We start from the raw sequence: 21,328 nt of genomic DNA on the forward strand, positions 1-21,328 counted from the left end.
GCTGCAGGGAGCCGAGCCGAGTTCCCCGAGGAGGGCGTCAGCCCAGGTAGAAGTCCTTGCGTGCTGCCACGAACTCCTCGATCGTCTGCGCCGGGGCACCGGTGAGGCGCTCGACGTCGTCGGAGGCCCGGTCGTACCGGTTCTGGTGATGGAGGCGGCACATGGTGACGATGTGCTCCTCGACGTGCGACGGCAGGTCGATCGTGGAGAGCACCTCCTCGCGCCACCGGTCGAGAGGGACGTCCACGTAGGAGACCGGCCGGCCCAGCGCCTTCGAGAAGGCGTCGGCCATCTCCGTCATGTCGACCGTCCGTGGTCCGGTCAGTTCGTAGACGTGCCCCACGTGAGGGCCGGGGTCACTCAGCACGGTCGCGATCACCCTGGCGACGTCGTCCACGGCGATCGGCGAAGTGCGTCCGGTTCCGAACGGCAGCTCGATGGTGCCGTTCCTGCGGATCGTCCGGGCTGTGAGCGTGGTGAACAGCGGGTTGTCCAGGAAGGCCGTGGGCCGCACGTGGACCACGGGCAGACCCGACCAGTTGAACACCTGCTCGGCCAGCCAGTGCAGCCGCTGCTGGCGGGACTCCGTGGTGCTGGTGGAGGTCATCTGCGACACGGTCATCTGTGACATGTCGATGAGGGCGTCCAGCTTGTCGTATTCGCGCGCGACACTCGCCACGACGGTCGCCGCGAGAAGGTGGTCGGGCGACACGGGCATGGCGAAGTACATGCTCCGGGTGCCTTCCAGGGCGGCCGCGACGGTGTCCGGTCGTGTGAGGTCGCCGAGCACGACCTCCGCACCGAGCGCACGCAACTGCGCGGCACGTTCGTCGTCCCGGCGGACCATGACCCGCACCGGTACGTCCTGCGAGCGCAGCCTCTCGACGACATTTCGCCCCACGTCGCCCGCGCCGGTGATGAGGGCGAGGTGTCTGGCAGCCATGGGTCTGCCTCCTTCTCCGGGACCGGACCGCACCGCATTCGTATGCGTCTTCGCGTGCCTGCCTCCGCGCCGCGCCCGCGCCCGGCCTTGCGTCCGCGCACGGAACGGGCGGTCGTCACCGGTCGGCGGGTACGTCCGCACGTGCCACGAGAGGGCCGGGAAGCGCACCCGCGGGGACGAAAGCGACCGCGTGAGACGTGACGCATGCGCCTGCGGCTGCCGGGTTGCCGCACCTGACGACTCCGGCGCCCTTCGAGCGTACGCCCGATCGGTCGGCCGGGGCGGCCGACCGGAGCGGCGACCACCCGACCGAGCCGGACGAGGTGACCGCGGTGACGCCGGCGGCTGCCGGGATGCGGTCGTGGCCGCCGAGGGCGACGCTGAAAGGGCGCAACCCCGCGGCAGCTCACCTCCGCTGACTCCGACAGCGGGGGGAGCGAGGCGGGACGGCAGAACGAGCGGTACAGAAGGGACCACCATGCCCGCCCTGCGCGTCGCCGTCGCCGGAGCGACGGGGAACATCGGCGCCCGCACCGCCGCGGCTCTGGAACGGGCCGGACACGACGTCGTGCGCATCAGCCGCTCGCTCGGTGTGGACCTGACGACGGGTGACGGTCTCGATGCCGCCCTGACCGGCGTCGACGCGGTCGTGGACGCCACGAGCCACGAGGCGACCGACCGGGACGAGACCGTGGCGTTCTTCGCCACCACCACCCGGAACCTGCTCACCGCCGAGGCGCGGGCCGGTGTCCGTCACCACGTGCTGGTCACGATCGTCGGCGTCCGTCGCATCGAGGGCAACGCGCACTACGCGGGCAAGCGGGAGCAGGAGCGCCTCGTGGCCGACGGCCCGGTGCCCTGGACCGTCGTTCCTTTCACACAGTTCCACGACTTCGCCGCGACGGTGGTGAGTTGGACCGAACAGGACGGTGTCGCCCCGATCGCACCGTTGCTCGTGCAGCCGATCGCCCCCTCGGACGTGGCCGACATCCTCGCCGAGATCGCCACCGGCACACCACAGGGCCACTACCGCGATGTCGCCGGCCCGGAACCGCAGGACCTGGTGGACATGGCCCGGCGCACCAACGACGCGCGCGGACACAGGGTCGAGCTCGTGCCGACGTGGTCATCGATCTTCGGTACGGAGATGGCCGGAGACGTCCTCCTGCCGGGCGACGGCGCCCGCATCGCGCCCACCACCTTCGACGAGTGGCTGGCTGGGCCGCAGTAGCCTCACCGCGGCGCCGTGAAGCCGGAGTGCCGTGACGCGCCTGCGCAGTGACGTGGCTGCGCTGTGACGTGGCTGCGCTGTGACGTCGTGGCGCCGCGATGCCTCGGCTCCGTGCCGCCTGCGCCGTGCCCTGGCGCCGTGTTCCTTGCGCCGTGACGACGCGGCGTTGTCATCACCCGATGTGCCGGTGCCACCGGACCTCACCGTCGTGCCGGTCGGCCGTGGGTGTGAGCCCCGCGGCAGCGGCGACGGCGGCCGAGGCCCGGTGGGCGGGGTGGATGTGGGCGATGACGCCGCGGACCGGACGGCCGGCGAGCCAGTCGACGAGTCCTGGTACTGCTTCGATGGCGATGCCGCTGCCCTGCCACGGAGTCCCCACCACCCAGGCGCTCTCGGCGACGAGCCCGTCGCCGTCGGGGCCGACACGACGGGGGATGAAGGAGCGACGTGGAGGGGGCCCGAGGAAGCGGGGGGACGGGGGAGCGGGGCTCATGAAGCCCCGGTGAAAACCCTGTGGAAGCGGTGTCGGTGGGACCGCTTATGCTGCACCCGAAGATCACGCGGGACCTGGGGAGGGCGCTGCATGTTGGGCAAGCTGTTCGGCAAGGGTGGGGAGAGACCGGAGGCGGATCCGCACGCCCTGCCCGTCCCGCGCAGGCAGAAAGGCGGCATGTACGCGCTGCGCGCGCTCGGCGACAGGCGGGTGCTGACGCTGGTGGAGGCGGCGGACGCCGGTGACTGGGAAGCGGTCAAGGCGGCGCTGGTCCCCTTCGACCTCGGACGCGATCACCAAGTCCTCGGTGAACTGGCCGACTTGGACGGTGTGCAGGACTGGATCGGCCGGGCCGTCGAGGAGGACAAGGAACACCGCGCGACGGCCCTGCTGATATCCGGGACGCGCCACATCAACTGGGGCTGGGAGGCGCGCACCTCCGCGCGCGCCGTGAACGTCTCGCAGGAGCAGTGGCGGGTCTTCCACGAGCGGCTCCGGATCGCCGAGGAACAGCTCCTCGAGGCCGCCGAGCTGCGGCCGGACTGGGTCACACCCTGGCGCCGCCTGCTGACCTCCGGGCGCGGTATGTCGCTGGGGCCGGTCGTCAACGAGACCCGGCTCGACGCCGCCCTGCGTCGCGACCCGCTGGACCTGGAGACCCATGTCGAGTGGGTGTCGCAGTTGCAGCCCCGTTGGAGCGGCGAGCCCGGCCAGGCCCTGGCGTTCGCCCGCGACGCGTTCGCCCGTGCCCCGCTCGGGCATCGCCTCGGCTGCGTCATCGCCATGGCGCACATCGAGGACTGGGTCGAGTCGGACCGCGGAGACTGCCTGGAAACCCCTGAGATCCAGGCGGAGTTGCGCGACGCGGCCGACCGCAGCATCCTCCACCCCGCCTATGTACGTCGGCCGGGCTGGCAGCACGACTTCAACATGTTCGCCATGGCCCTGGCATTGTCCGGCGAGCGTCACACCGTCCGGCGTGTCTTCCTGACCCTCGACGGCGCCTACACCAAGTGGCCCTGGACCTACTTCGCGGAGCCCGAGAAGCAGTTCGCCCGTCACCACCGGCGCGCCTGAACGCTCGCCGCCCCGGATCCGCCCGCCACCGGCGGCACGCCTGAGCCTCGCCCCCGGTTTCGCCCGCCACCGCCACCGCCACCGCCGCCGCCGCCGCGCCTCAGCGCTCGCCGCGCCGGCCCCGCCCGTCCCCTCGTCGCCCTCCCAGGACTCTCCGATGACTCTGCCCGACACCGCCGCGAACCGGGTCGGCGCCGACCGCACCTTCCAAGTGGATCTGCGCGGCCTCGTCGATCTCCTCTCCCACCACCTCTACTCCAGCCCCCGCGTCTACCTGCGTGAACTCCTGCAGAACGCGGTGGACGCGCTGACCGCCCGGCACGGCCTCGAACCGGCCGCACCCACCGACGCCTACGGCATCCGCCTGTACGCCGACGGTTCGGTGGTACGTGTCGAGGACGACGGCGTCGGTCTCACCGAGGCCGACGTGCACACCTTCCTCGCCACGATCGGCCGCAGCAGCAAGCGCGCCACGGGGGTCCCCGCGGACGAGCCCATCCGGGGCTGGGGGAAGATCGCCGAACAACGCGGCGACTTCATCGGCCAGTTCGGGATCGGCCTGCTCTCCTGCTTCCTGGTCGCGGACGAGATCCACGTCCTGAGCCGCTCCGCCCGCACCCCCGACGCACCCGCCGTGGAGTGGCGCGGACGCGGCGACGGCAGCTACACCGTCCGCACCCTGCCCGCCTCCGCCCGCCCCCGGCCCGGCACCACCGTCACACTCACCCCGAGGGCCGACGCGGGGGAGTGGACCCGGCCGACCCAGGTGCACGCGCTGGCCCGGCACTTCGGCTCCCTGCTGCGCCACCCGGTGACCTTCGACGACGGCACGGGCGGCCCGGGCGCGTCCGTCAACCCCGAGCCGGCGCCTTGGACCCGTACGTACGCCACGCCGGGAGCCCGCTCCCGGGCCCTGGCCGCGTACGGCGAGGACGTCTTCGGCTTCACACCGCTCGGCACCATCGAGCTGGACCTGCCGGCCGTCGGCTTGAAGGGCATCGCGTGCGTGCTGCCCGAGGCGGTGCCGGCCGGGCGCCGCCACGGCCATCGCGTGCACGTCAAGGGCATGCTGCTGTCCGAGCAGGCCGAGGAGATCCTGCCCGAGTGGGCGTTCTTCGTCCGCTGCGTCGTCGACGCCGAGAGCCTGCGCCCGACGGCGTCCCGCGAAGCCCTGTACGAGGACGACACCCTCGCCGCGGTCCGCGACGCCCTCGCCGAGCGGCTGCGCGCGTGGATCGCCCGGGCCGCCGCCAGCGACCCGGACCTGCTCGCCCGCTTCCTCCAGGTCCACCACCTGGCCGTGAAGTCGCTCGCGGTGCACGACGACGAGATCCTGCGGATGCTGCTGCCCTGGCTGCCGTTCGAGACCACCGACGGGCACGCCACCCTCGACGAGTTCGCGCGTACCCACCGCACCGTGCTCGTGACGTCGAGCGTCGAGGAGTTCCGGCAGGTCGCCGCGATCGCCTCGGCCGCCGGTCTCGGCGTCGTCAACGGCGGCTACACCTACGACCGCGAACTGGTCCACCGGCTGCCCGAGATCAGGCCCGAGAACAACGTCGCCGACCTCGACCCGGCGACCCTCACCGCCCACCTCGACCCGGTCGACCGGGAGACGGAACTGGCCGCCACGGCCTACCTCTCGCTGGCCCGCGACGCCCTCGCCGTCTTCGACTGCGACGTCGCGCTGCGCTCCTTCCAGCCCGCGTCCGCGCCCGCACTCCTCGTCGACAGCCGCGAGGCCCGGCACGAGCGCACCCGCTCGCAGCTCGCCCGCGAGCAGGAGGGCGGCCTGTGGGGCGACATCCTCGGCGCCCTGCGCCAGGAAGCCCCGCGCGCCCAGCTGATCCTCAACCAGCTCAACCCGCTGGTCCGCACCGCCGTCACCATCGACGAGCCCGAACTGGCCCGCACCAGTGCCGAAGCCCTCTACGGGCAGGCCGCGATGCTGTCCCGGCGTCCGCTGCGGCCCGCCGAATCGAGCCTCATCAACCGCTCCTTCCTCGACCTCCTCGCCCACGCCCTCCGCAAGGACATCTGACGATGCCGACCGCACCCCAGACCACCGACGAGCTCTTCCAGGCCCTGAGCGAGAACGACCGTCGCCCCTACGGACGCACCCGCACCGTCACGGCCGAGGAACTCGTCGACGCCGCCGAGCAGTTCGGGGAGCCGGAGCCGCTCGCGTACGCGCTCCTGGAACTCCAGGAGGCCTACACCTACGGCGCCGAACCCCGGAAGTCGCCCGTCGTCTTCGCACGGCTGCTGAACCTCTTCGACGAGCAGCCCGACGTCTTCGACGAGCGCCTGCGGCACATGCTGTTCTGGCGTTTCAAGTGGGTGGCCAACGCCCTGCGCGCCCTGCCGGAGGTGCCGCTGTCCAGCCTGCGCCAGTGGCAGACGGAGATGCGCGACCGGTACATGAAGGCCGGCCTCGACCTCCAGCCGTACTACGGCCAGGCGTACCAACTGGCCGCCCACGTCGATGAGGACACCGCCCTCGCCTACGAACTGTGGGCCGGCCGCAGCCGCAGCCGGCTCAGCGACTGCGAGGCCTGCGAGATCTGCGAACGCGCCCTGCACCACCTCACGGCGGGCGACGACGAACGGGCGCTGCGCACCTGGGAGCCCGTCCTCGCCGGGAAGGACTCCTGCCAGGAGGAGCCCGCGCGCTCCATCTCGTACGCGCTGCTTCCGCTGCTGCGCACGGGCGGCGCCGACGCGGCCCGGGAGCTGCATCTCGCCGGGTACCGCGCCTGCCGCCGCAACCCCTCGATGGCCGGAGAGGTCGGCCGGCACCTGGAGTTCTGCGCGCTGACCGGCAACGAGGCGCGCGGTCTGGAACTGCTCTCCGAGAACCGCAACCTGTTCGACGAAGTGGACTCGCCGCTGGGCCAGTTCGACTTCCTCACCGGCGTGGAGGTCCTCCTCCAGCGTGTGGAACTGCTCGGCCACGGCGAACTGCCCGCCGCCGGTTACGCGGGCCGCACGTGGACGGTGGCGAGCCTGCGCGCCGAGGTACGCGGCCGTGCCGACGACCTCGCCGCCCGCTTCGACGCCCGCAACGGAACCGCGGCCCACACCGAACGCCGCAGGGTCCGCCTCGACCGTGCCCCTCTCCTGGACGCCCTGGAACTGACCCTGCGCACCCGCAGCCTCGACGAGGTGGGTCCGGCCGCCGCCCCGGTCGCCGTGCCGGCCGCTCGCCGGACCGCCGCGGTCCCCGAGTCGCTGCCCGAACTCATCCTCCGGGCAAGGGCGTTGGACGAGCAGGGGCATCCGGACGCCCAGGCCTGCTGGGCGCGGCTGCACACCCTCGTCGCGGCCCGCGACTACACCCACCCCGACGACCCGGCCGTGGGCCCGCTCGTACAACTGCGGGCGGATCTGCTGGCCGACGAGGCGGGCCGGGCGGGCGAGAAGGACGAGTTCGCCGACGCCGCCGCCCTCTACGAGGAGGCCGCGGGCCTGTACGACGACGCCGGAGCGCCGGGGCGCGCCGCGCTCGCCCGGGCCGGCGCCCTGCTCGCCGCCGCCGGCATGCCTGCGGAGGACGGCGATGCGGCCGAGGCGAAGACCGCCGCGCTGGGCGCCGCCCACGCGTCCATGGTCCGCCTGCACGAGGAGACGCCCGGTCTCACCCCGTACCAGGAGGCCCGCCTGCTGCGGCTGCGGGCGACCGTCCTCGGCCTGCGCCTCCAGGCGTCGCGGAGCGAGGAGCACATCGCCCCGGTCTTCGCCGAGGTGGACCTGCTGCACGACTTCGCCACCCGGCACGACGTCGTCCCCCAGATCTCCGGCGCCCGGCTGCTGCGGGCCAGCACGCACGCCCTCTCGGGCGAACTGCCCACCGCGGTCACCGAGATCGACAGCCTCCTCGACGATCTGAAGGCGCACGGACCCGCCTGGCACCTGCCCCGCACGCTGGGACTGCGTGGCCGGTTCCAGCTCGGTCTCCAGGACGCGCAGGCCGCTCACGCGGACCTCGCCGAGGCCGTTCGACTGGCCGCCGACTGGCCGGCCGACGCGGTCGACACCGCCCGCCTCCACGGTGATCTCGCCGAGGCCTGCATGCACCTGGGCCGCCCCGACGAGGCGCTGCGGTACCTGACCCGCTCGGCGGAACTGGACCTTCGCCGCGGCAGCCGGACCGACGCGTTCTGCACCTACAGCAACGCGGCCCAGCTCAGCCTGGACCTGGGCCGTGTCGAGGACTGCATCGCTCTGCTCGACTCCGTCCTGGTCGAACCGGACGTCGCCGCAGGCGAAATGGACGACCGGCTCGTCGCCCAGCTGCGCCTGACACGCGCCCGCGCACTGAACGCGGGGGACGACCTCAAGGCCGCCACGGCGGAACTCGTCGCCCTCGCCGCCGAGTCGGCCGGCTGGGACGACGATCCCGGGAGCCACGCCATGATCGCCGGGGAGACGGCCGTACTCCTGGGCAAGTCCGGCGAGTTCGACCGGGCCCGCGAGGCCGCGGGCCAGGCACTCGCCGCCCACGCGCGGGCCCCGCGCTACGAGCAGCTCAGCAACTGCCTGCGTGAACTCGCCCGTCTCCAGGCCCAGCAGCAGGGCCCCGAGGGCCTCGCCGAGGCCCTCGCCCACCTCGCCGACGCCGGCCGGATCGCCGACGAGGCCCGCGCCGCCGAGTACGAGGCCCACGGCCGCTCCCTGGACACGGCCCTGGCGTACGAACACGGGCGGGTCCACGCCTACGCCGGCGCGTACGAGGACTCCCTGGCCGCGCTGGAGAAGACCTTCGCCCTGCTCGGCGAACCGGGACCGGACCAGGACCACGCCGAGGAGTGGGCCGAGTGCGTCCGCCTCGCGGGTGCCGTGGAGGGCCTCTACCTGAAGCGGCCCGCCCCGGCTCTCACCCGTCTCGACGCGGCCGTCTCCCGGCTGACCGGCCTGGGACACACCGAGGCGACCGAGGCCCTGACCTCGTTGGCGGCCCGGCTGCGCGACGAGAAGTGATGTGGCACCACCGGTGCCGGCGCGCCGAATCGCGCCGGCACCGGGGTGCCCCGTGCTCACCGGGTGCGGCGGCTGCCGCTGGACGGGGTCGGCATCCGTAGACGGATGAAGGCGTTCGGGGGCGTCTACACATCGCCACCGGGCAGGTGGGGCAAGACCTTCGTCCTGGAACTCCGCCCCGTCGGTGGCGACCGCGAGTTCATCGACATCACCCTCTGCCACTACGCCTGCGAGCGGGCCCTGTGGCGCTGGGCGCCGGAGGCGTTGCTGTTCGGGGAAGAGACACGGACGTAGGAGCGCACCCTGCGGCGCCGCCCGCTTCACTCGCGCAGATCATCAGGTCGTGCTCGACCAAAGGGAGCGCCGCCCAGCGGCGCACGCACCACGCATCGACGCCGAGACGGTCGTACCCACCTCACCCGCGCCGCTGCCCCAGGCGGCCCACCGTGGCGACGGCATCGGGATGTCACATTTCGTCGGGCTGCCCTGTCAAGGTGTGCGAATCGAACCGGCGAGGCCCGGACGAGTGCCGGGACCGGGGTGAGGTCCGGGCCGGCCTTCAGCCCGTCCGCGGAGTCGCTCGCCGCCGTGTCACCGGTTCGCCGCACCCGACGATCGTAAGGAACACCATGCACAACCTGAGCTCCTCCACCCTGCCCTTCGCGGACCGCGTCGCCGTCGTCACCGGTGCGGGATCCGGTATCGGGAGGGCGACGGCGGTGGCCCTGGCCGAAGCGGGGGCGCACGTCCTGGGCGTGGGCCGCCGCAAGGACGCCCTCGAAGAGACCGCCGGGAAGCATCCCGGTATCGAGATCCTTGCCCTCGACATCCGCGGGGACGGCGCCGCCGACACAGTGGTCAGCACCGCCGCGCAGCGGTGGGGCCGGCTGGACCTGCTGGTGAACAACGCCGGTGCCGCCGCCATCATGCCCCTGGCAGAGACCGACCGAGCAGTGATCAGCAACCTGTTCGAGCTCAACGTGACGGCGCCCAGCCTGCTCGCCCACGCGGCCCTGCCGTACCTGCGTGAGACCTCCGGCTCCATCGTGAACGTGTCCAGCACCTACGGGCACCGCCCTCTTGCGGGCGCGGCGCACTACGCCGCCACCAAGAGCGCCTTGGAACAGCTGACCCGAAGCTGGGCGCTCGAACTCGCCGGTGAAGGGGTCCGGGTGAACGCCATCGCCCCTGGGCCCACCGAGACCGACGTCCTGGCGGCGGCGGGACTGTCCGAGGGAGCCATCACGGAGCTGCGTGCCGCTGAGCGCGGGCAGATCCCCACGGGCCGCCTCGGCGACCCCGCGGACGTCGCCACCTGGATTCTGCGCCTCGCTGATCCTCGGGCCACGCAGATCACGGGGCAGGTACTGACGATCGACGGTGGCCTGGAACTGACCTGATCGATGCCCCACCGGCACGGGTCGGCGAAGGCTCAGTGTTCAGAATGCGTCCCTCAGCCGCGCTGCTCGTAGCGCCGCCACTCGCGTCCGCCGTCGTGAGAGGTCCACAGCCCTTCGCCGCTCACCAGGTCGTACGTCGCCGTCGTGGCGTCCGCGATGCCGTAGAGCATCGTGCCGTCGACGGTGAGCGAGGTGAATCCCGCCGGCGTCTTCAGCTCGTGGAAGGCGCGGTCGGTGCGGTCGTCGGCGAGCCAGTAGCGGCCGCCTTCCTCGCCGACGAGCAGCCGCCCGTCCGCGAGCACCTCCAGGATCAGCGACTCCGGGCCACCCTTCAGATCCGTCCACGGAATGCGGCCGTCGAGGACCGTCCGCCAGTGCCCGCCGCCGTCCGTCGTCACCAACAGGCCGCGCACGCCGTCGTCCCGGGTGAGGGACAACGCGGCGGCGCCACCGCGTGCGGCGAGGACACCGCCCGCGTACGGCCTCGGGACGGCTGTGGAGCCGAGGGTGCGGCCGTCGCGCTGCCGTACGACACGGTCGGTGCCTTCGGCCAGGGGCTGGTCCAGGCTCCAGGCGGTGCCCCGCTCGTCGACGGCGAGGCGGACGGCGTCGTCCGGCAGTCGGGCCGGGGGCGCCACGGTGTGCGTGGCGGGGCGATAGACGAGGGCCGGCTCACGCTCGGCGAGCAGGATGTCGCCGGGGCGGGTGCGCAGCGGAGTCCCACTGACGGTGACCTTGTGCCGCTTGCCGTGCACGTCGAGGGCGTACGCACCCTCGGCCCCCTCCTGCGGCACCCGCACGAAGCCCCCGGGCACCCCTTTGAACGCGGCCGGCACCGCCTCCGCGTCCCCGTGTTCCGCGTGCTCGGCGACCGTACGGCCGTCGGGGCCGACGATGCGCCAGGCGGTGGCGGCCGGCCCCTCGTCGTCCTCGACATTGCCGGCGTCGTAGGTCAGGAGCAGCGAGCCGTCGTCCGCGCGGACCACGGCGGTGGGTGCGCCGGCCGCCTCGATGACGTCGGCGGGGCGTGGGTGAGGATCCTCGATGACGCGCTTGTACCTCGCCTCGCGGCCCCCGGAGGCGCCGTCGTCGGAGCCGTCCTGGCCGCACGCGCTCAGCGCCAGCGCCGCACTCGCCACGGCGACGAGCCCGACCGGCCACTGTCCGCGTCTCCTCAGCCACGCCATGGCCACATCCTCACACGGGGCCGGGGGAGCGCTGCGGCGCGGATCAGGCCCACGCGCACACCACCCGGGTCCCTGTCGTCCACACGGTGACGGGGGTGCGGCCGGGCGCCGTCGGGAGCTTGGTCGAGCAGCGGATCCGGGCGGCCGGCCGCAGGCCTCGGGAGCACAGCACGGTTTCGGCCGCATCTCCGGGACGCCGGACGACTCGGCCGCACCCCGTCCGGTTGCTGAGCTGATCGGGCCATTCGAAAATGGTGCTCGTCGCAGCGCCTTCGCGACGTCATGTCACCTTTGACCACACGCCGCTTCCGCACGCCCTTCACAAGTGCGTTTCCGCGCCACCGTGCAGCTGCGCGGGGCGAAGGAGGAACCGTTGTCCAGCGCGTTCATCCAGGTGTTCAAAACCCCCGACCTGCGGAAAAAGCTCGCCTTCACGCTGGGTGTCATCGTTCTGTACCGCATCGGCTCGCATGTTCCCGTGCCGGGGATCTCCTACAAGAACGTGCAGAGCTGCGTGAACGCGGCGGCATCGGGCAGTGGCGGCCTGCTGGGCCTGGTGAACATGTTCAGCGGCGGGGCGCTGCTGCAGATCACGGTCTTCGCCCTGGGGATCCTGCCCTACATCACCGCGAGCATTATTTTGCAGTTGCTGACCGCGGTCATTCCGAGGCTGGAGTCGCTGAAGAAGGAGGGCGCGGCCGGGCAGGGGAAGATCACCCAGTACACCCGCTATCTGACGGTCGCCCTCGCCGTCCTCCAGGGCACCGGCCTCGTCGCCACCGCCCGCAGCGGCGCGTTGTTCCCCGGCTGTCCGACGGCGGGGAGCATCGTGCCGGACACCTCGATTCTCACGACCGTGGTGATGGTCCTCACGATCACCGCGGGCACCGCCTGCGTGATGTGGCTCGGAGAGCTGGTCTCCGAGCGGGGGGTCGGCAACGGGATGTCGCTGCTCATCTTCATCTCGATCGCCTCCACTCTCCCGGCCGCGCTGTGGGCCGTGAAGCAGCAAGGCGAGATCGCCGACGGGTGGCTCGGGTTCGGCGCTGTCGTCCTCGTGGGTCTCGCCATGGTCGGCCTGGTCGTCTTCGTGGAACAGGCCCAGCGACGTGTCCCGGTCCAGTACGCCAAGCGGATGGTGGGCCGCAAGTCCTACGGTGGAACGGCCACCTACATCCCGCTGAAGGTGAACCAGGCCGGCGTGGTCCCGGTCATCTTCGCCTCGTCCATCCTGTACGTCCCCGCCCTGATCGCCCAGTTCTCGCACTCGACCTCGGGCTGGGCGACGTGGATCACACGCAACTTCGTCAAGGGGGACCATCCGTACTACGTGGCCGCCTACTTCCTGCTGATCGTGTTCTTCGCCTTCTTCTACGTGGCGATCACTTTCAATCCCGAGGAAGTGGCGGGGAACATCAAAGAGGCCGGCGGGTTCATTCCGGGCATCAGGGCAGGACGGCCCACGGCCGAGTACCTGAACTACGTACTCAACCGGCTGACCTGGCCCGGGTCGCTGTATCTGGGACTGATCGCGCTGGTGCCCACCGTGGCGTTCGCAAGTTTCGGCGGCGCCAATCAGCTGACCGGCACAAGCCTTCTGATCATCGTGAGTGTCGGTCTGGAGACGGTCAAACAGATCAACAGCCAGATCGAGCAGCACAGCTACGAGGGCTTCCTGCGCTGACGGCCGGCCGCCCGTGGGGCCGGCATTCCCGGCGTGGCCCGACCGAGCGTTCCCGTGTGCGTGCCTCAGGCGTGGCCGGCCGAGGCCGGTGACCCCTGCTGCTTCAGTCGCTCCGCGACGGTCTCCAGCAGCTCGTCGGAGAAGTCCTTGTCGGCCACGGCCCGGGACATGAGCACGGCGCCGACCAGGGCGCTGAGGGTGAGCATCGCCTCGGCCCGGGCGTCCTCGGCGTCGTCGTCCAAGCCGGCGATGAGGTCCAGGTATGTGCCCACCTGCTGCTCGTAGGCCTCCTTGAAGTGCTGGTCGCCGCGGCCCGCGGAGGCACCGAGGGAGACGAGCGCACAGCCCGTGCCGGGCGCGTCGCGGTGCTGCTTCGCGAGGTAGGCGTCGATGAGACCCGCTCGCGCGTCCTGATCGTTCTTGTGTGCGGCGCGCTCCATCTTCGCCGTGCCCTCGGCCAGGGCGACGGCGGCCGCCTGCGCGATCAGATCGTCGCGTGAGTCGAAGTGCTTGTAGAAGCCGCCGTGCGTCAGCCCGGCCTCGTTCATGAGGTCCGCGACGCCGGGACGGGTGACGCCCTCGGCGCGGATCTTGCGTGACGCGAGGCGCAGCACCCGTGCACGCGTCGCCGCCTTCTCCGCCTGCGAGTGGCCCATGTCCGTCCTGCCTTCCGTAGGGCGGCGGGGTCGGATCGCCGCGCAACTGGATGATGAAAATCATACACCTTTGACTTTCTGGATGACGGACGTAATCTTCTTTCTGGATGACGAGAAACATCCAGATTGGAGCGGAAACCGTGCCTCAGACCTACGACCCCGACCACACGGCCGTCCTCCTGGTCGACCCCTTCAACGACTTCCTGTCCGAGGGCGGCACGATCTGGCCGCGCCTGGAACCCGTCGCCGAGGAGGTGGGACTGCTCGCGCACCTGCGCTCAGTGGTCGCCTCCGCACGCGGGACCGGCATACGCGTGCTGTTCGTCCCGCACCGCCGCTGGGAGCCGGGTGACTACGAGACGTGGGATCACCCCAACCCCACCCAGCTCGGGATCATGGAGCGCCACAGCTTCGCCCGCGGGACCTGGGGCGGGGAGTTCCACGCCGACTTCCAGCCGCAGCCGGGCGACGTCGTCGTCCAGGAGCACTGGGCGCAGAGCGGCTTCGCCAACACCGACCTCGACTTCCAGCTCAAGCAGCACGGGATCACCCATGTCGTGATCGTCGGCCTGCTGGCGAACACCTGCATCGAGTCCACCGGCCGCTTCGCCATGGAACTCGGCTACCACGTGACCCTGGTGCGCGACGCCACCGCGGCGTTCCTCCCCGCGATGATGCACGCCGCGCACGAGCTCAACGGCCCCACCTACGCCCACGCCATCACCACCACGGACGAACTCACCACCGCATTCGAGGGAGCGCGCGCATGACGCTGACCGGAGACCTGCTGATCGGAGCGGCACAGGTGCCCGCCACCACGGGGACCATGAAGGCGCTCGACCCCGCCACCGGCGAACTCGTCGAACCCGAGTTCGCGTTCGGGGGGCCGGCCGAGGTCGACCGCGCGGTCCGCCTGGCCGACGAGGCCTTCGACAGTTACAGCCGCACCGGGCCGGCCCGGCGGGCCGCGTTCCTCGACCTGATCGCGGACAAGCTGGAGGCGGCCAAGGACGATCTCGCCGCACGCCTCGCCCTGGAGACGGGCCTGCCCGCAGCGCAGTTCGAGGGCGAGGCCATACGGACGGCCGGCGTCTTCCGCAAGTTCGCCACCGTCGTCCGGCAGGGCCGCTTCCTCCAGGCGACCATCGACCCCGCACAGCCGGACCGGCAGCCCACACCGCGCCAGGACCACCGGCTGCAGAAGGTGGCCCTCGGACCCGTGGTGGTCTTCGGCGCGAGCAACTTCCCGATCTCCTACTCGGTCGCCGGCGGCGACACCGCCTCCGCCCTCGCCGCCGGCTGCCCCGTCGTCGTCAAGGCGCACAACGCGCACCCCGGTGCCTCGGAGATCGAGGGCCGCGTCATCCAGCAGGCCGTCGCCGAGGCGGGACTCCACGAAGGCGTCTTCTCCCTCGTCCGCGGGGCGGGCAACGAGATCGGCGAGGCCCTCGTGGATCACCCCCTGGTCCGGGCCGTCACCTTCACCGGCTCCGAGGCCGGCGGCATGGCCCTCTACCGGCGCGCCCAGCAGCGCCCCGATCCCATCCCCGTGTTCACCGAGATGACCAGCGTCAACCCGACCTTCGTCCTGCCAGCCGCCCTGGCGGCCCGCGGCGCCGAGATCGGCGCCGGCCTGGCCCAGCGCGCCATGTACAACGTCGGACAGGCCTGTCTGAAGCCGGCCGTCCTCCTCGCCGTCGACGGCCCCGGCTTCGGGGAACTGCGGGACGCGGCGCGCGCCGAGGTGGAGAAGGCCGCCGCACGCACCATGCTGACACCCGGCATCCACGACGCCTACGTCCGCAACGTGCGACGTATGGACGACGACGGTGCCACCCGGATCGCCGCGGGCCAGGCTCCGGAGAACGCGGGCGACGGGCAGTCCCTGCTGTACGAGGTCACCGGGGAGCGGCTGCTGGCCGAACCCGCCCTGCGAGAGGAGGTCTTCGGCCCGGCCGTCCTGCTCGTGAGGCTGACCGGTCCGGATCAACTCCTCGAAGCGGCCCGCGCGTTCCGCGGACAGCTTTCGGCCACGCTGCACGCCGAGGCCGCCGACCGTGCCGCCGCCGAGCAGCTCCTGCCGATCCTGGAGCGCCGCACCGGCCGGATCGTGTTCAACGCCTTCTCGATCCCGCAGGAGGTCTCCTACGCCTCCACCCACGGCGGCCCGTTCCCGGCCACCTCCGACAGCCGTTTCACCTCAGTGGGCATGGGCGCGATCGAGAGGTTCGTCCGTCCGGTCACCTACCAGAACTTCCCCGACGACCTGCTCCCCGAGCCGCTGCGCGCAGCCAACCCGCAGCAGCTGTGGCGAGTTGTCGACGGCGAACTCAGCCGGAACTGACCCGCCGTCACGGGCCTCGCCATCCGAGCGAGGCCCGGCCACTCACGTGAAACGAAAGGAGCCCCGTCATGACCGTCGAGGACCAGGCCGACGAGGAGAAGGAACGCGAGGCACGGGAAGAGGTGCGCGGGAAACTGCTCGGCGCATGGCACCTCGTGTCCTACACCGCCACGAGCGCCGACGGCGATGTCGTACAGCCCCTGGGGCCCACCCCGTACGGGCTGATCCTCTACACACCCGAGGGATACATGTCCGCCCAACTGGGCCGCGGCGACCGCCCGCCCCTGGAGTCGGCACGTCTCGAGGACGCGGCGACCGACGAACTGGCCCGGGCAGCGATCGGATACGTCGCCTACGGCGGACCGTTCGACGTCACCGGCCCCACCACCGTGGAGCACCACGTCACCACCAGCCTCTTCCCGAACTGGATCGGACGGACCCAGGCGCGCACGGTGAGCTTCGACGGACCCCTCCTCCGACTGGGCCTCGCCACTCCCACCCGACTGTGGGGCGCGGAGCGCACGGCCGAACTCACCTGGATCAGACCGGCCTGACCTGGGTGGCCGCCCCGCATCCGGCCGGCCACCGCCGCCGCACCGTCTGTCGGCCGTGTCTCGCCGTTCAGAGCAGTTGCTGCAACGGCAGGCGCCCGCGGGCTCACCCGGCCGAGGCGAGAAGTCCTCCCGGTCCCGCCCGGGCCACATCCGCCCTGAAGGCACTGATGGGCACGGTCAGCTGTCGCAGCCGATCCCGTCGCCGTCACGGTCGAGGTGAGGGGCGTAGCCGGGTTCACCACGGTGGATGGGCGCGGCTCCGGCGGCACGGGCTTCGGTGCAGTTGGCGTAGTACACGCTGCTGTCGTCGCTGCTTCCGCCGCCGTCACCGCCGCCGGTCGTCGCCCCATCGGCCTGTGCCTGCGCGGTGACGGTGACCTTGACCTTCACCTTGCGGGTCTCCGTGACCGTGGGTGCCGGTTCGGGGTCGGCGGTCTCGGTGGCGGTCGCCGTGACGGTGACGGTGGGCCGGGGCTTGGCCGAGGCAGGCTTGGCGTCGTCCTTCTTGGGATCACCGGCTCCGGCGGCGATGCCGATGAAGAAGGCGAGGGCGAGCGCCGGCAGCACGTAGCGCTTCCGCGCCCAGCGAGGGGCGGCCCTGCCGGTCGGGGGTGCAGCGGGCGGTGGCGCGTCGGGCGGTTGGGGCGTGGTGTATGGATTGGTCATGGTCCCCCCAGGTGGTTCGAGTGGGATGACGGTAGTGCGCCGGGTCGTACGGTGTGGGGGGAATGCGCAGATCGGTCACTCGTCGGCGACCGGCCGCTCGGCCGGTCGTAGTCTGACCTGTTCGCTACTCGCGGAGTGTGTGCCGTCGACGTCCGCTTGGCAGGCAGGTGTTCACAGCAGCCGCGTCTCGGCCTCGGGGAGTTTCGACCACCAGTGGTGGTAGCGGCTGTACACCGCCGTTTCGCGTTCGCCGAGGAATTTCGTCAAGGACTCGGCCTCCGCGGTGAGCCCGTCCCAGACGGTGGGGGACAGGGGGTGGAAGGCGGTGGCCTCGATGCCGCCGTCCAACGGGCGCCACACGCCCGCGACGTGGCCGTCCACCAGCAGGGTGGGCAGTACGTCGCCGTTCCGGCGGATCACCAAGGGGCGGTACGCAGGGGGTATCACCCGGCTGCGGTCGGCGTAGGCCAGCAGAACGCTGTCCCACATCGCCATGAGCCGGGGCGGGGCGGGGGTCGCGGCGGGTGGCCTGGAGGCACCCGGGAGGTCGAACAGCGCGCTGCCGTCCGGACCTTGGAGTTGCTCGACGGATCCGTCCAGGGTGCGCAGCGCCTCGCGGACGGCCGCCCGCTGGACCATGGCGAACTGTGCGACGTCCGCCACCGACGCGGGCCCGAACCCCGCCAGGTAGCGCACGATCAGGGCCTCCAGCGCGTGCGGCGGCATCGCCCGTCCGGTGAGGGCGGGCCCCGTACCCGCCGCGACGAAGGACGGCCGGTGACCGAACGACCACAGCGCATCCGTCGGGGCATGATGCATCGGCGCGTACGCCTTCAGCCCCCACCACGCCCCCTCCTTCTTCTCGTTCTTCTCGGCACCGAGCCGCTTCTCGATCCACGCCTGCATCTCGGCCGAGGTGCGCGGCCTGTCGGCAAAGGCGAGCAGCTCCGGCACCAGCTCGTCGGCGTCCGCCGGGGTCAGCCCCGCGGCGGCGAAGCGGAAGCCGAGCCGGGAGGCGTACAGCGTGGGCTGCATCGCGGCACGAAGGGCCGGGTAGTCCTCGGCGTGCACGGCGTGCAGGGTGATCCGCATCAGGGTCGCTTTGACCACCGAACGCCCGGTGAAAGCGGCATCGAGGTCGGCGGCGGCAAATCCGGTGAGCCGGTTCCACAGTGCGAGGTAGGGCGAGGCCGGGTGCTGTGCCTGGAGCGCGACCACGCGCCGTAGACCGTCCGCGACGGTCAACGGCTGGCGTTCGAGGAGCAGTTGGCGGCTGAGGGTCGCTCGGTTGAGTTCGCGCGCGCTGATCGTCACAGGGAAGGATTCTGCCTCACACCGCGCCCCGGCTCCTGTGCTCCAGGAGACCGCCGCGCGCAGCGGTCGTGCCTCGCCGCGCGGCACATGTCGGCGGGGGCGCCGCCGCGTTGCTCGACGCAGGACTCGAACTGGCACTGACCTACGGGGGGTTACAACTGTTGCCGGCTCTCGCAGGTCCAACCCGTCGCAGGCAACACATGAGCGACCTCAGGGACAACACACCATGACGCAGAGGCACTCCGCGGTCGTCGCCGCCGCTTCCTTCCTGATACTGACCGGGGCGGCCGTCACCGCGGCTCCCGGTGCCGTCGCGGGAACACCAGGCGGCACGCACGCCGTCGACCGCAACAGCGACTTCGACGGCGACGGCTACGACGACGTCCTGATCGGGGCGCCCACCGGCACCGACGGCACCCACAAGAACGCCGGCTACGTCACCGTCCAGTACGGCTCCGCGCACGGCGCAGGGACCGCCACCGGCACACGCAAGGCGCGTACCGCCGTCTTCGGCCAGAACACCCCCGGTGTCCCCGGCACCGCGGAGGCCGGCGACGGCTTCGGCACCGCCGTGGCGACCGGCGACCTCGACGCCGACGGCTACGACGACGCGATCGCGGCCGCGCCGGGCGAGGACGTCGGCACGGTGAAGGGCGCGGGCCGCGTGACCGTCCTGTTCGGTTCCCGGAACGGACTGGGTGCGACCCGCAGTGTCACCTTCGGGGCAGCCGTACCCGAGACCGGCGCCGCGTTCGGGCTGGCCGTCGCGGCGGCACGGCTCACCGGAGCCACGCCCGGCGACGTGCTCGCCGTCGCCGACCGGCAGGGCGCGACCCTGTTCACCCATGGCGCCGGAGCCCTGAAGACGACGGGCCGCCTCGACACCACCGGCGCCCCGGGAGGCGACAAGATCCAGCCGGCGTCGCTGACCACGGGCGACTACGACGACGACGGCTACGCCGAACTGGTCGTGTCCGGCCGCAGCCTGGAGGAGGACGGGACGGGACGCGCGGCCGTGTACGCCGGCGGGGCCACGGGTTTGACCTACACACGTGACCTGCCCGGCGGTCCGGCCACCGCCTCGGGGGACATCGACAACGACGGGTACGACGATCTCGTGTTCGGCAGGCCCGACCGCCTCGAGGACGTCTACGAGCCGCTCACCGGCGGAACCGTCCTCGTGTACCTGGGAAGCGCCGGCGGGTTCGAGGACGTCGACGAACTCGGCACCCCGGCACAGGTGTGGGCCCAGTACACCGCCGGTGTGCCGGGCACCGGCGAACTCGGCGACGGATTCGGCGCCGATGTGTCCCTGGCCGACGTCGACGGCGACGGCTACGCCGACCTGGCCGTCGGTACACCCGGCGAGGACATCGGAACCGTGCGGGACGCGGGCGCCGTGGTGGTGCTCAGGGGCTCGGCCCGCGGGCTGACCGCGACCGGTGCGGCGTCCTTCCACCAGAATTCCGCGGGCGTACCGGGCACGGTGGAGAAAGGCGACCGCTTCGGCGGGCAGGTCAGGTCCGTGGACACGAACGGCGACGGCCGCTGCGAACTGCTGGCAGCGGCACCCGGCGAGAACACCGCCGACGGCGTGGTCTGGCTCCTCCCCGCAGCGGCCACCGGCATCGTGACCCGCGGATCGTGGTCCTACGGCGGCGCTTCCCTGGCCGCGCCGGGCACCGACGCGCGCTTCGGCACGGCGATGGACGAATGAGCGGATGGTCCGCGGCCAGTGCGTAGCTGATGATCATTCCGGTGTCGTGGCCGACCACTGCGAAACGCCGGTGGCCGAGCGTGTCCATCGGCGCGACCAGGTCGTTGGCGAGGGTTCGGGTGTCGTAACCGGACTTGGGCTTCTCGGTCAGGCCGATACCGCGCCGGTCGACAGCGATGACCGTGTAGTGCCGGGCCAGCGCCGGCATCAGCATGCGCCACGCGTACCAGTTCTGCGGCCAGCCGTGCACCAGCAGCAGAGGCGGGCCGTCACCTCCGATGACGACGTGCTGACGCAGGCCACCGGCCCGGACGAACCGGCTGGTGAACGTCTTTCGGAACCCCGGCGGTAGCCCGGGAGCGGTGGAGACCGAGCCGAAGCCCTCCGGCATCCGCCTGGACGTGGAGGCGGTCGCCGGCGTCACTGCGCCGGACGGTGATCGCAGGCCCGCCGTGCTCCGACGTGAACAGGACGGGGGATGACACGCGCGGTCACACAGTGCGGACGTGGGTTCAGTCGTGCCCCATGCCGCGCTTCACGTACGACGCCAAGGCCGGTGTGTGTGCCACAGCCGTCGCCTGCACATCGGCGAGACACTGCTCGGCCAGCGCCCTGCGCCAGGCCGTCTCGGCCTGAGCCATGGCGTTGTTCACCGCGCACGGCCGACTGAAGCCGCTCTCCGGTACCTGCTCCCCGATGCTGCCGCACCGGCGGATCTCGGCACAGCGGAACAGGGGCTCGTCTCCCTCGATGGCCAGCACCACGTCCAGCATGGACACCGCCTCGAGCGGCAGGGCCAGCCGAAATCCGCCCCGCGCGCCCGGCACCGACTCGAGCAGCCCGGCCTTGACCAGCTGTTGCAACTGCTTGTTCAGATAGGACGCCGACAAGTCATGACCAGCGGCCAGTTGGGCGGTCGAAACCGGCTCCCCGTCGCCCAGCCACGCCAGGTTGAGCAGCGTGTGCACGGCCCACTCGACACCCTTACCAGTCCGCATATCTGGATAGTAGACATCCATTTAGCGCGCGGCAAAGCCCGACGGCCTTTGGCGGGGTGCGCCGCCGCACCCTCGGCAGTTGGA

General features: G+C 71.8%; 17 protein-coding genes and 2 pseudogenes. 11 read left to right on the forward strand and 8 right to left on the reverse strand.

All coding sequences use genetic code 11. The features are described 5' to 3' along the window. Positions 1-37: 37 nt before the first annotated feature. The gene (locus ACSYGO_RS42830; RefSeq protein WP_460390034.1) at positions 38-943 is read right to left on the reverse strand and encodes an NmrA family NAD(P)-binding protein; all 906 of its coding nucleotides are present in this window, start codon (positions 941-943) and stop codon (positions 38-40) included. Between the two features lie 478 nt (positions 944-1,421). Between ACSYGO_RS42830 and ACSYGO_RS42835 the strand changes: the two genes are divergently transcribed. Then, complete coding sequence (locus ACSYGO_RS42835; RefSeq protein WP_426675214.1) at positions 1,422-2,174, forward strand: SDR family oxidoreductase; 753 nt, start codon at positions 1,422-1,424, stop codon at positions 2,172-2,174. A 172-nt stretch (positions 2,175-2,346) separates the two neighbouring features. Here the strand turns inward: ACSYGO_RS42835 and ACSYGO_RS42840 are convergent. Then, a pseudogene (locus tag ACSYGO_RS42840) lies at positions 2,347-2,589 on the reverse strand (GNAT family N-acetyltransferase); the annotation flags it as partial. Between the two features lie 168 nt (positions 2,590-2,757). Here ACSYGO_RS42840 and ACSYGO_RS42845 point away from each other — a divergent pair. From ACSYGO_RS42845 to ACSYGO_RS42865, 5 genes are all read left to right on the forward strand, one after another. Next, on the forward strand, positions 2,758-3,744 hold the full coding sequence (locus ACSYGO_RS42845) for a hypothetical protein (RefSeq protein WP_460390035.1): 987 nt from the start codon (positions 2,758-2,760) through the stop codon (positions 3,742-3,744). Between the two features lie 157 nt (positions 3,745-3,901). Then, on the forward strand, positions 3,902-5,785 hold the full coding sequence (locus ACSYGO_RS42850) for an HSP90 family protein (protein WP_460390036.1): 1,884 nt from the start codon (positions 3,902-3,904) through the stop codon (positions 5,783-5,785). 2 nt (positions 5,786-5,787) lie between these two features. Beyond that, positions 5,788-8,724, forward strand: coding sequence for a hypothetical protein (locus tag ACSYGO_RS42855; RefSeq protein ID WP_460390037.1), 2,937 nt, complete (start codon positions 5,788-5,790; stop codon positions 8,722-8,724). Positions 8,725-8,829: 105 nt separating this feature from the next. Further along, positions 8,830-9,018 carry a hypothetical protein gene (locus ACSYGO_RS42860; protein WP_460390038.1) on the forward strand — a complete coding sequence of 63 codons (189 nt, stop codon included), beginning with the start codon at positions 8,830-8,832 and terminating at the stop codon, positions 9,016-9,018. Positions 9,019-9,353: 335 nt separating this feature from the next. Then, positions 9,354-10,124, forward strand: coding sequence for an SDR family NAD(P)-dependent oxidoreductase (locus tag ACSYGO_RS42865; RefSeq protein WP_460390039.1), 771 nt, complete (start codon positions 9,354-9,356; stop codon positions 10,122-10,124). Between the two features lie 53 nt (positions 10,125-10,177). Here the strand turns inward: ACSYGO_RS42865 and ACSYGO_RS42870 are convergent, their stop codons facing one another. Further along, positions 10,178-11,311, reverse strand: a complete 1,134-nt coding sequence (locus ACSYGO_RS42870) for a hypothetical protein (protein WP_460390040.1) — start codon at positions 11,309-11,311, stop codon at positions 10,178-10,180. Between the two features lie 373 nt (positions 11,312-11,684). Between ACSYGO_RS42870 and secY the strand changes: the two genes are divergently transcribed. Next, on the forward strand, positions 11,685-12,995 hold the full coding sequence (secY, locus tag ACSYGO_RS42875; RefSeq protein WP_426675207.1) for a preprotein translocase subunit SecY: 1,311 nt from the start codon (positions 11,685-11,687) through the stop codon (positions 12,993-12,995). Positions 12,996-13,060: 65 nt separating this feature from the next. Here secY and ACSYGO_RS42880 read toward each other — a convergent pair whose 3' ends face one another. Further along, entirely contained in the window at positions 13,061-13,651 is a 591-nt protein-coding gene (locus tag ACSYGO_RS42880; RefSeq protein WP_426675206.1) for a TetR/AcrR family transcriptional regulator, read from the reverse strand. A gap of 140 nt (positions 13,652-13,791) precedes the next feature. Here ACSYGO_RS42880 and ACSYGO_RS42885 point away from each other — a divergent pair, with 140 nt between their 5' ends. From ACSYGO_RS42885 to ACSYGO_RS42895, 3 genes are all read left to right on the forward strand, one after another. Continuing rightward, positions 13,792-14,421: a cysteine hydrolase family protein gene (locus ACSYGO_RS42885; RefSeq protein WP_432175240.1), complete on the forward strand. Its 630-nt coding sequence runs from the start codon at positions 13,792-13,794 to the stop codon at positions 14,419-14,421. Next, the gene (locus tag ACSYGO_RS42890; protein ID WP_460390041.1) at positions 14,418-15,995 is read left to right on the forward strand and encodes an aldehyde dehydrogenase (NADP(+)); all 1,578 of its coding nucleotides are present in this window, start codon (positions 14,418-14,420) and stop codon (positions 15,993-15,995) included. Before ACSYGO_RS42885 ends, ACSYGO_RS42890 begins: the two co-directional genes overlap by 4 nt. A 68-nt stretch (positions 15,996-16,063) precedes the next feature. Then, entirely contained in the window at positions 16,064-16,549 is a 486-nt protein-coding gene (locus ACSYGO_RS42895; RefSeq protein WP_432175238.1) for a lipocalin-like domain-containing protein, read from the forward strand. A 177-nt stretch (positions 16,550-16,726) separates the two neighbouring features. On the opposite strand, the gene ACSYGO_RS42900 is transcribed toward ACSYGO_RS42895, so the two are convergent. Together ACSYGO_RS42900 and ACSYGO_RS42905 are read right to left on the reverse strand one after the other, a co-directional pair. Beyond that, a complete protein-coding gene (locus ACSYGO_RS42900) occupies positions 16,727-17,215 on the reverse strand; it encodes an excalibur calcium-binding domain-containing protein (protein WP_426675202.1) in 489 nt (162 codons plus the stop codon). Positions 17,216-17,386: 171 nt separating this feature from the next. After that, positions 17,387-18,529 (reverse strand): winged helix DNA-binding domain-containing protein, encoded by a 1,143-nt coding sequence (locus ACSYGO_RS42905; RefSeq protein ID WP_460390042.1) that lies wholly within the window; start codon positions 18,527-18,529, stop codon positions 17,387-17,389. A gap of 226 nt (positions 18,530-18,755) precedes the next feature. Here ACSYGO_RS42905 and ACSYGO_RS42910 point away from each other — a divergent pair, with 226 nt between their 5' ends. Beyond that, complete coding sequence (locus tag ACSYGO_RS42910) at positions 18,756-20,246, forward strand: esterase (protein ID WP_460390043.1); 1,491 nt, start codon at positions 18,756-18,758, stop codon at positions 20,244-20,246. Here ACSYGO_RS42910 and ACSYGO_RS42915 read toward each other — a convergent pair. Both ACSYGO_RS42915 and ACSYGO_RS42920 read right to left on the reverse strand, forming a co-directional pair. Continuing rightward, positions 20,236-20,637, reverse strand: a pseudogene (locus tag ACSYGO_RS42915) (alpha/beta fold hydrolase); the annotation flags it as partial. The gene ACSYGO_RS42910 and the pseudogene ACSYGO_RS42915 overlap by 11 nt on opposite strands. 121 nt (positions 20,638-20,758) lie before the next feature. After that, positions 20,759-21,265, reverse strand: a complete 507-nt coding sequence (locus tag ACSYGO_RS42920) for an RrF2 family transcriptional regulator (RefSeq protein WP_432186344.1) — start codon at positions 21,263-21,265, stop codon at positions 20,759-20,761. Positions 21,266-21,328: the final 63 nt, after the last annotated feature.

It is taken from the genome of Streptomyces krungchingensis (assembly GCF_054729265.1).

What these genes read in the sequence shown, in the direction of transcription:
- ACSYGO_RS42920 (WP_432186344.1), bottom strand. Translation starts at nt 21,265, where the DNA reads ATGGATGTCTACTATCCAGATATGCGGACTGGTAAGGGTGTCGAGTGG.
- ACSYGO_RS42830 (WP_460390034.1), bottom strand. Translation starts at nt 943, where the DNA reads ATGGCTGCCAGACACCTCGCCCTCATCACCGGCGCGGGCGACGTGGGG.
- ACSYGO_RS42860 (WP_460390038.1), top strand. Translation starts at nt 8,830, where the DNA reads ATGAAGGCGTTCGGGGGCGTCTACACATCGCCACCGGGCAGGTGGGGC.
- ACSYGO_RS42855 (WP_460390037.1), top strand. Translation starts at nt 5,788, where the DNA reads ATGCCGACCGCACCCCAGACCACCGACGAGCTCTTCCAGGCCCTGAGC.
- ACSYGO_RS42880 (WP_426675206.1), bottom strand. Translation starts at nt 13,651, where the DNA reads ATGGGCCACTCGCAGGCGGAGAAGGCGGCGACGCGTGCACGGGTGCTG.
- ACSYGO_RS42845 (WP_460390035.1), top strand. Translation starts at nt 2,758, where the DNA reads ATGTTGGGCAAGCTGTTCGGCAAGGGTGGGGAGAGACCGGAGGCGGAT.
- ACSYGO_RS42900 (WP_426675202.1), bottom strand. Translation starts at nt 17,215, where the DNA reads ATGACCAATCCATACACCACGCCCCAACCGCCCGACGCGCCACCGCCC.
- ACSYGO_RS42870 (WP_460390040.1), bottom strand. Translation starts at nt 11,311, where the DNA reads ATGGCGTGGCTGAGGAGACGCGGACAGTGGCCGGTCGGGCTCGTCGCC.
- ACSYGO_RS42910 (WP_460390043.1), top strand. Translation starts at nt 18,756, where the DNA reads ATGACGCAGAGGCACTCCGCGGTCGTCGCCGCCGCTTCCTTCCTGATA.
- ACSYGO_RS42890 (WP_460390041.1), top strand. Translation starts at nt 14,418, where the DNA reads ATGACGCTGACCGGAGACCTGCTGATCGGAGCGGCACAGGTGCCCGCC.
- ACSYGO_RS42835 (WP_426675214.1), top strand. Translation starts at nt 1,422, where the DNA reads ATGCCCGCCCTGCGCGTCGCCGTCGCCGGAGCGACGGGGAACATCGGC.
- ACSYGO_RS42865 (WP_460390039.1), top strand. Translation starts at nt 9,354, where the DNA reads ATGCACAACCTGAGCTCCTCCACCCTGCCCTTCGCGGACCGCGTCGCC.
- ACSYGO_RS42895 (WP_432175238.1), top strand. Translation starts at nt 16,064, where the DNA reads ATGACCGTCGAGGACCAGGCCGACGAGGAGAAGGAACGCGAGGCACGG.
- ACSYGO_RS42850 (WP_460390036.1), top strand. Translation starts at nt 3,902, where the DNA reads ATGACTCTGCCCGACACCGCCGCGAACCGGGTCGGCGCCGACCGCACC.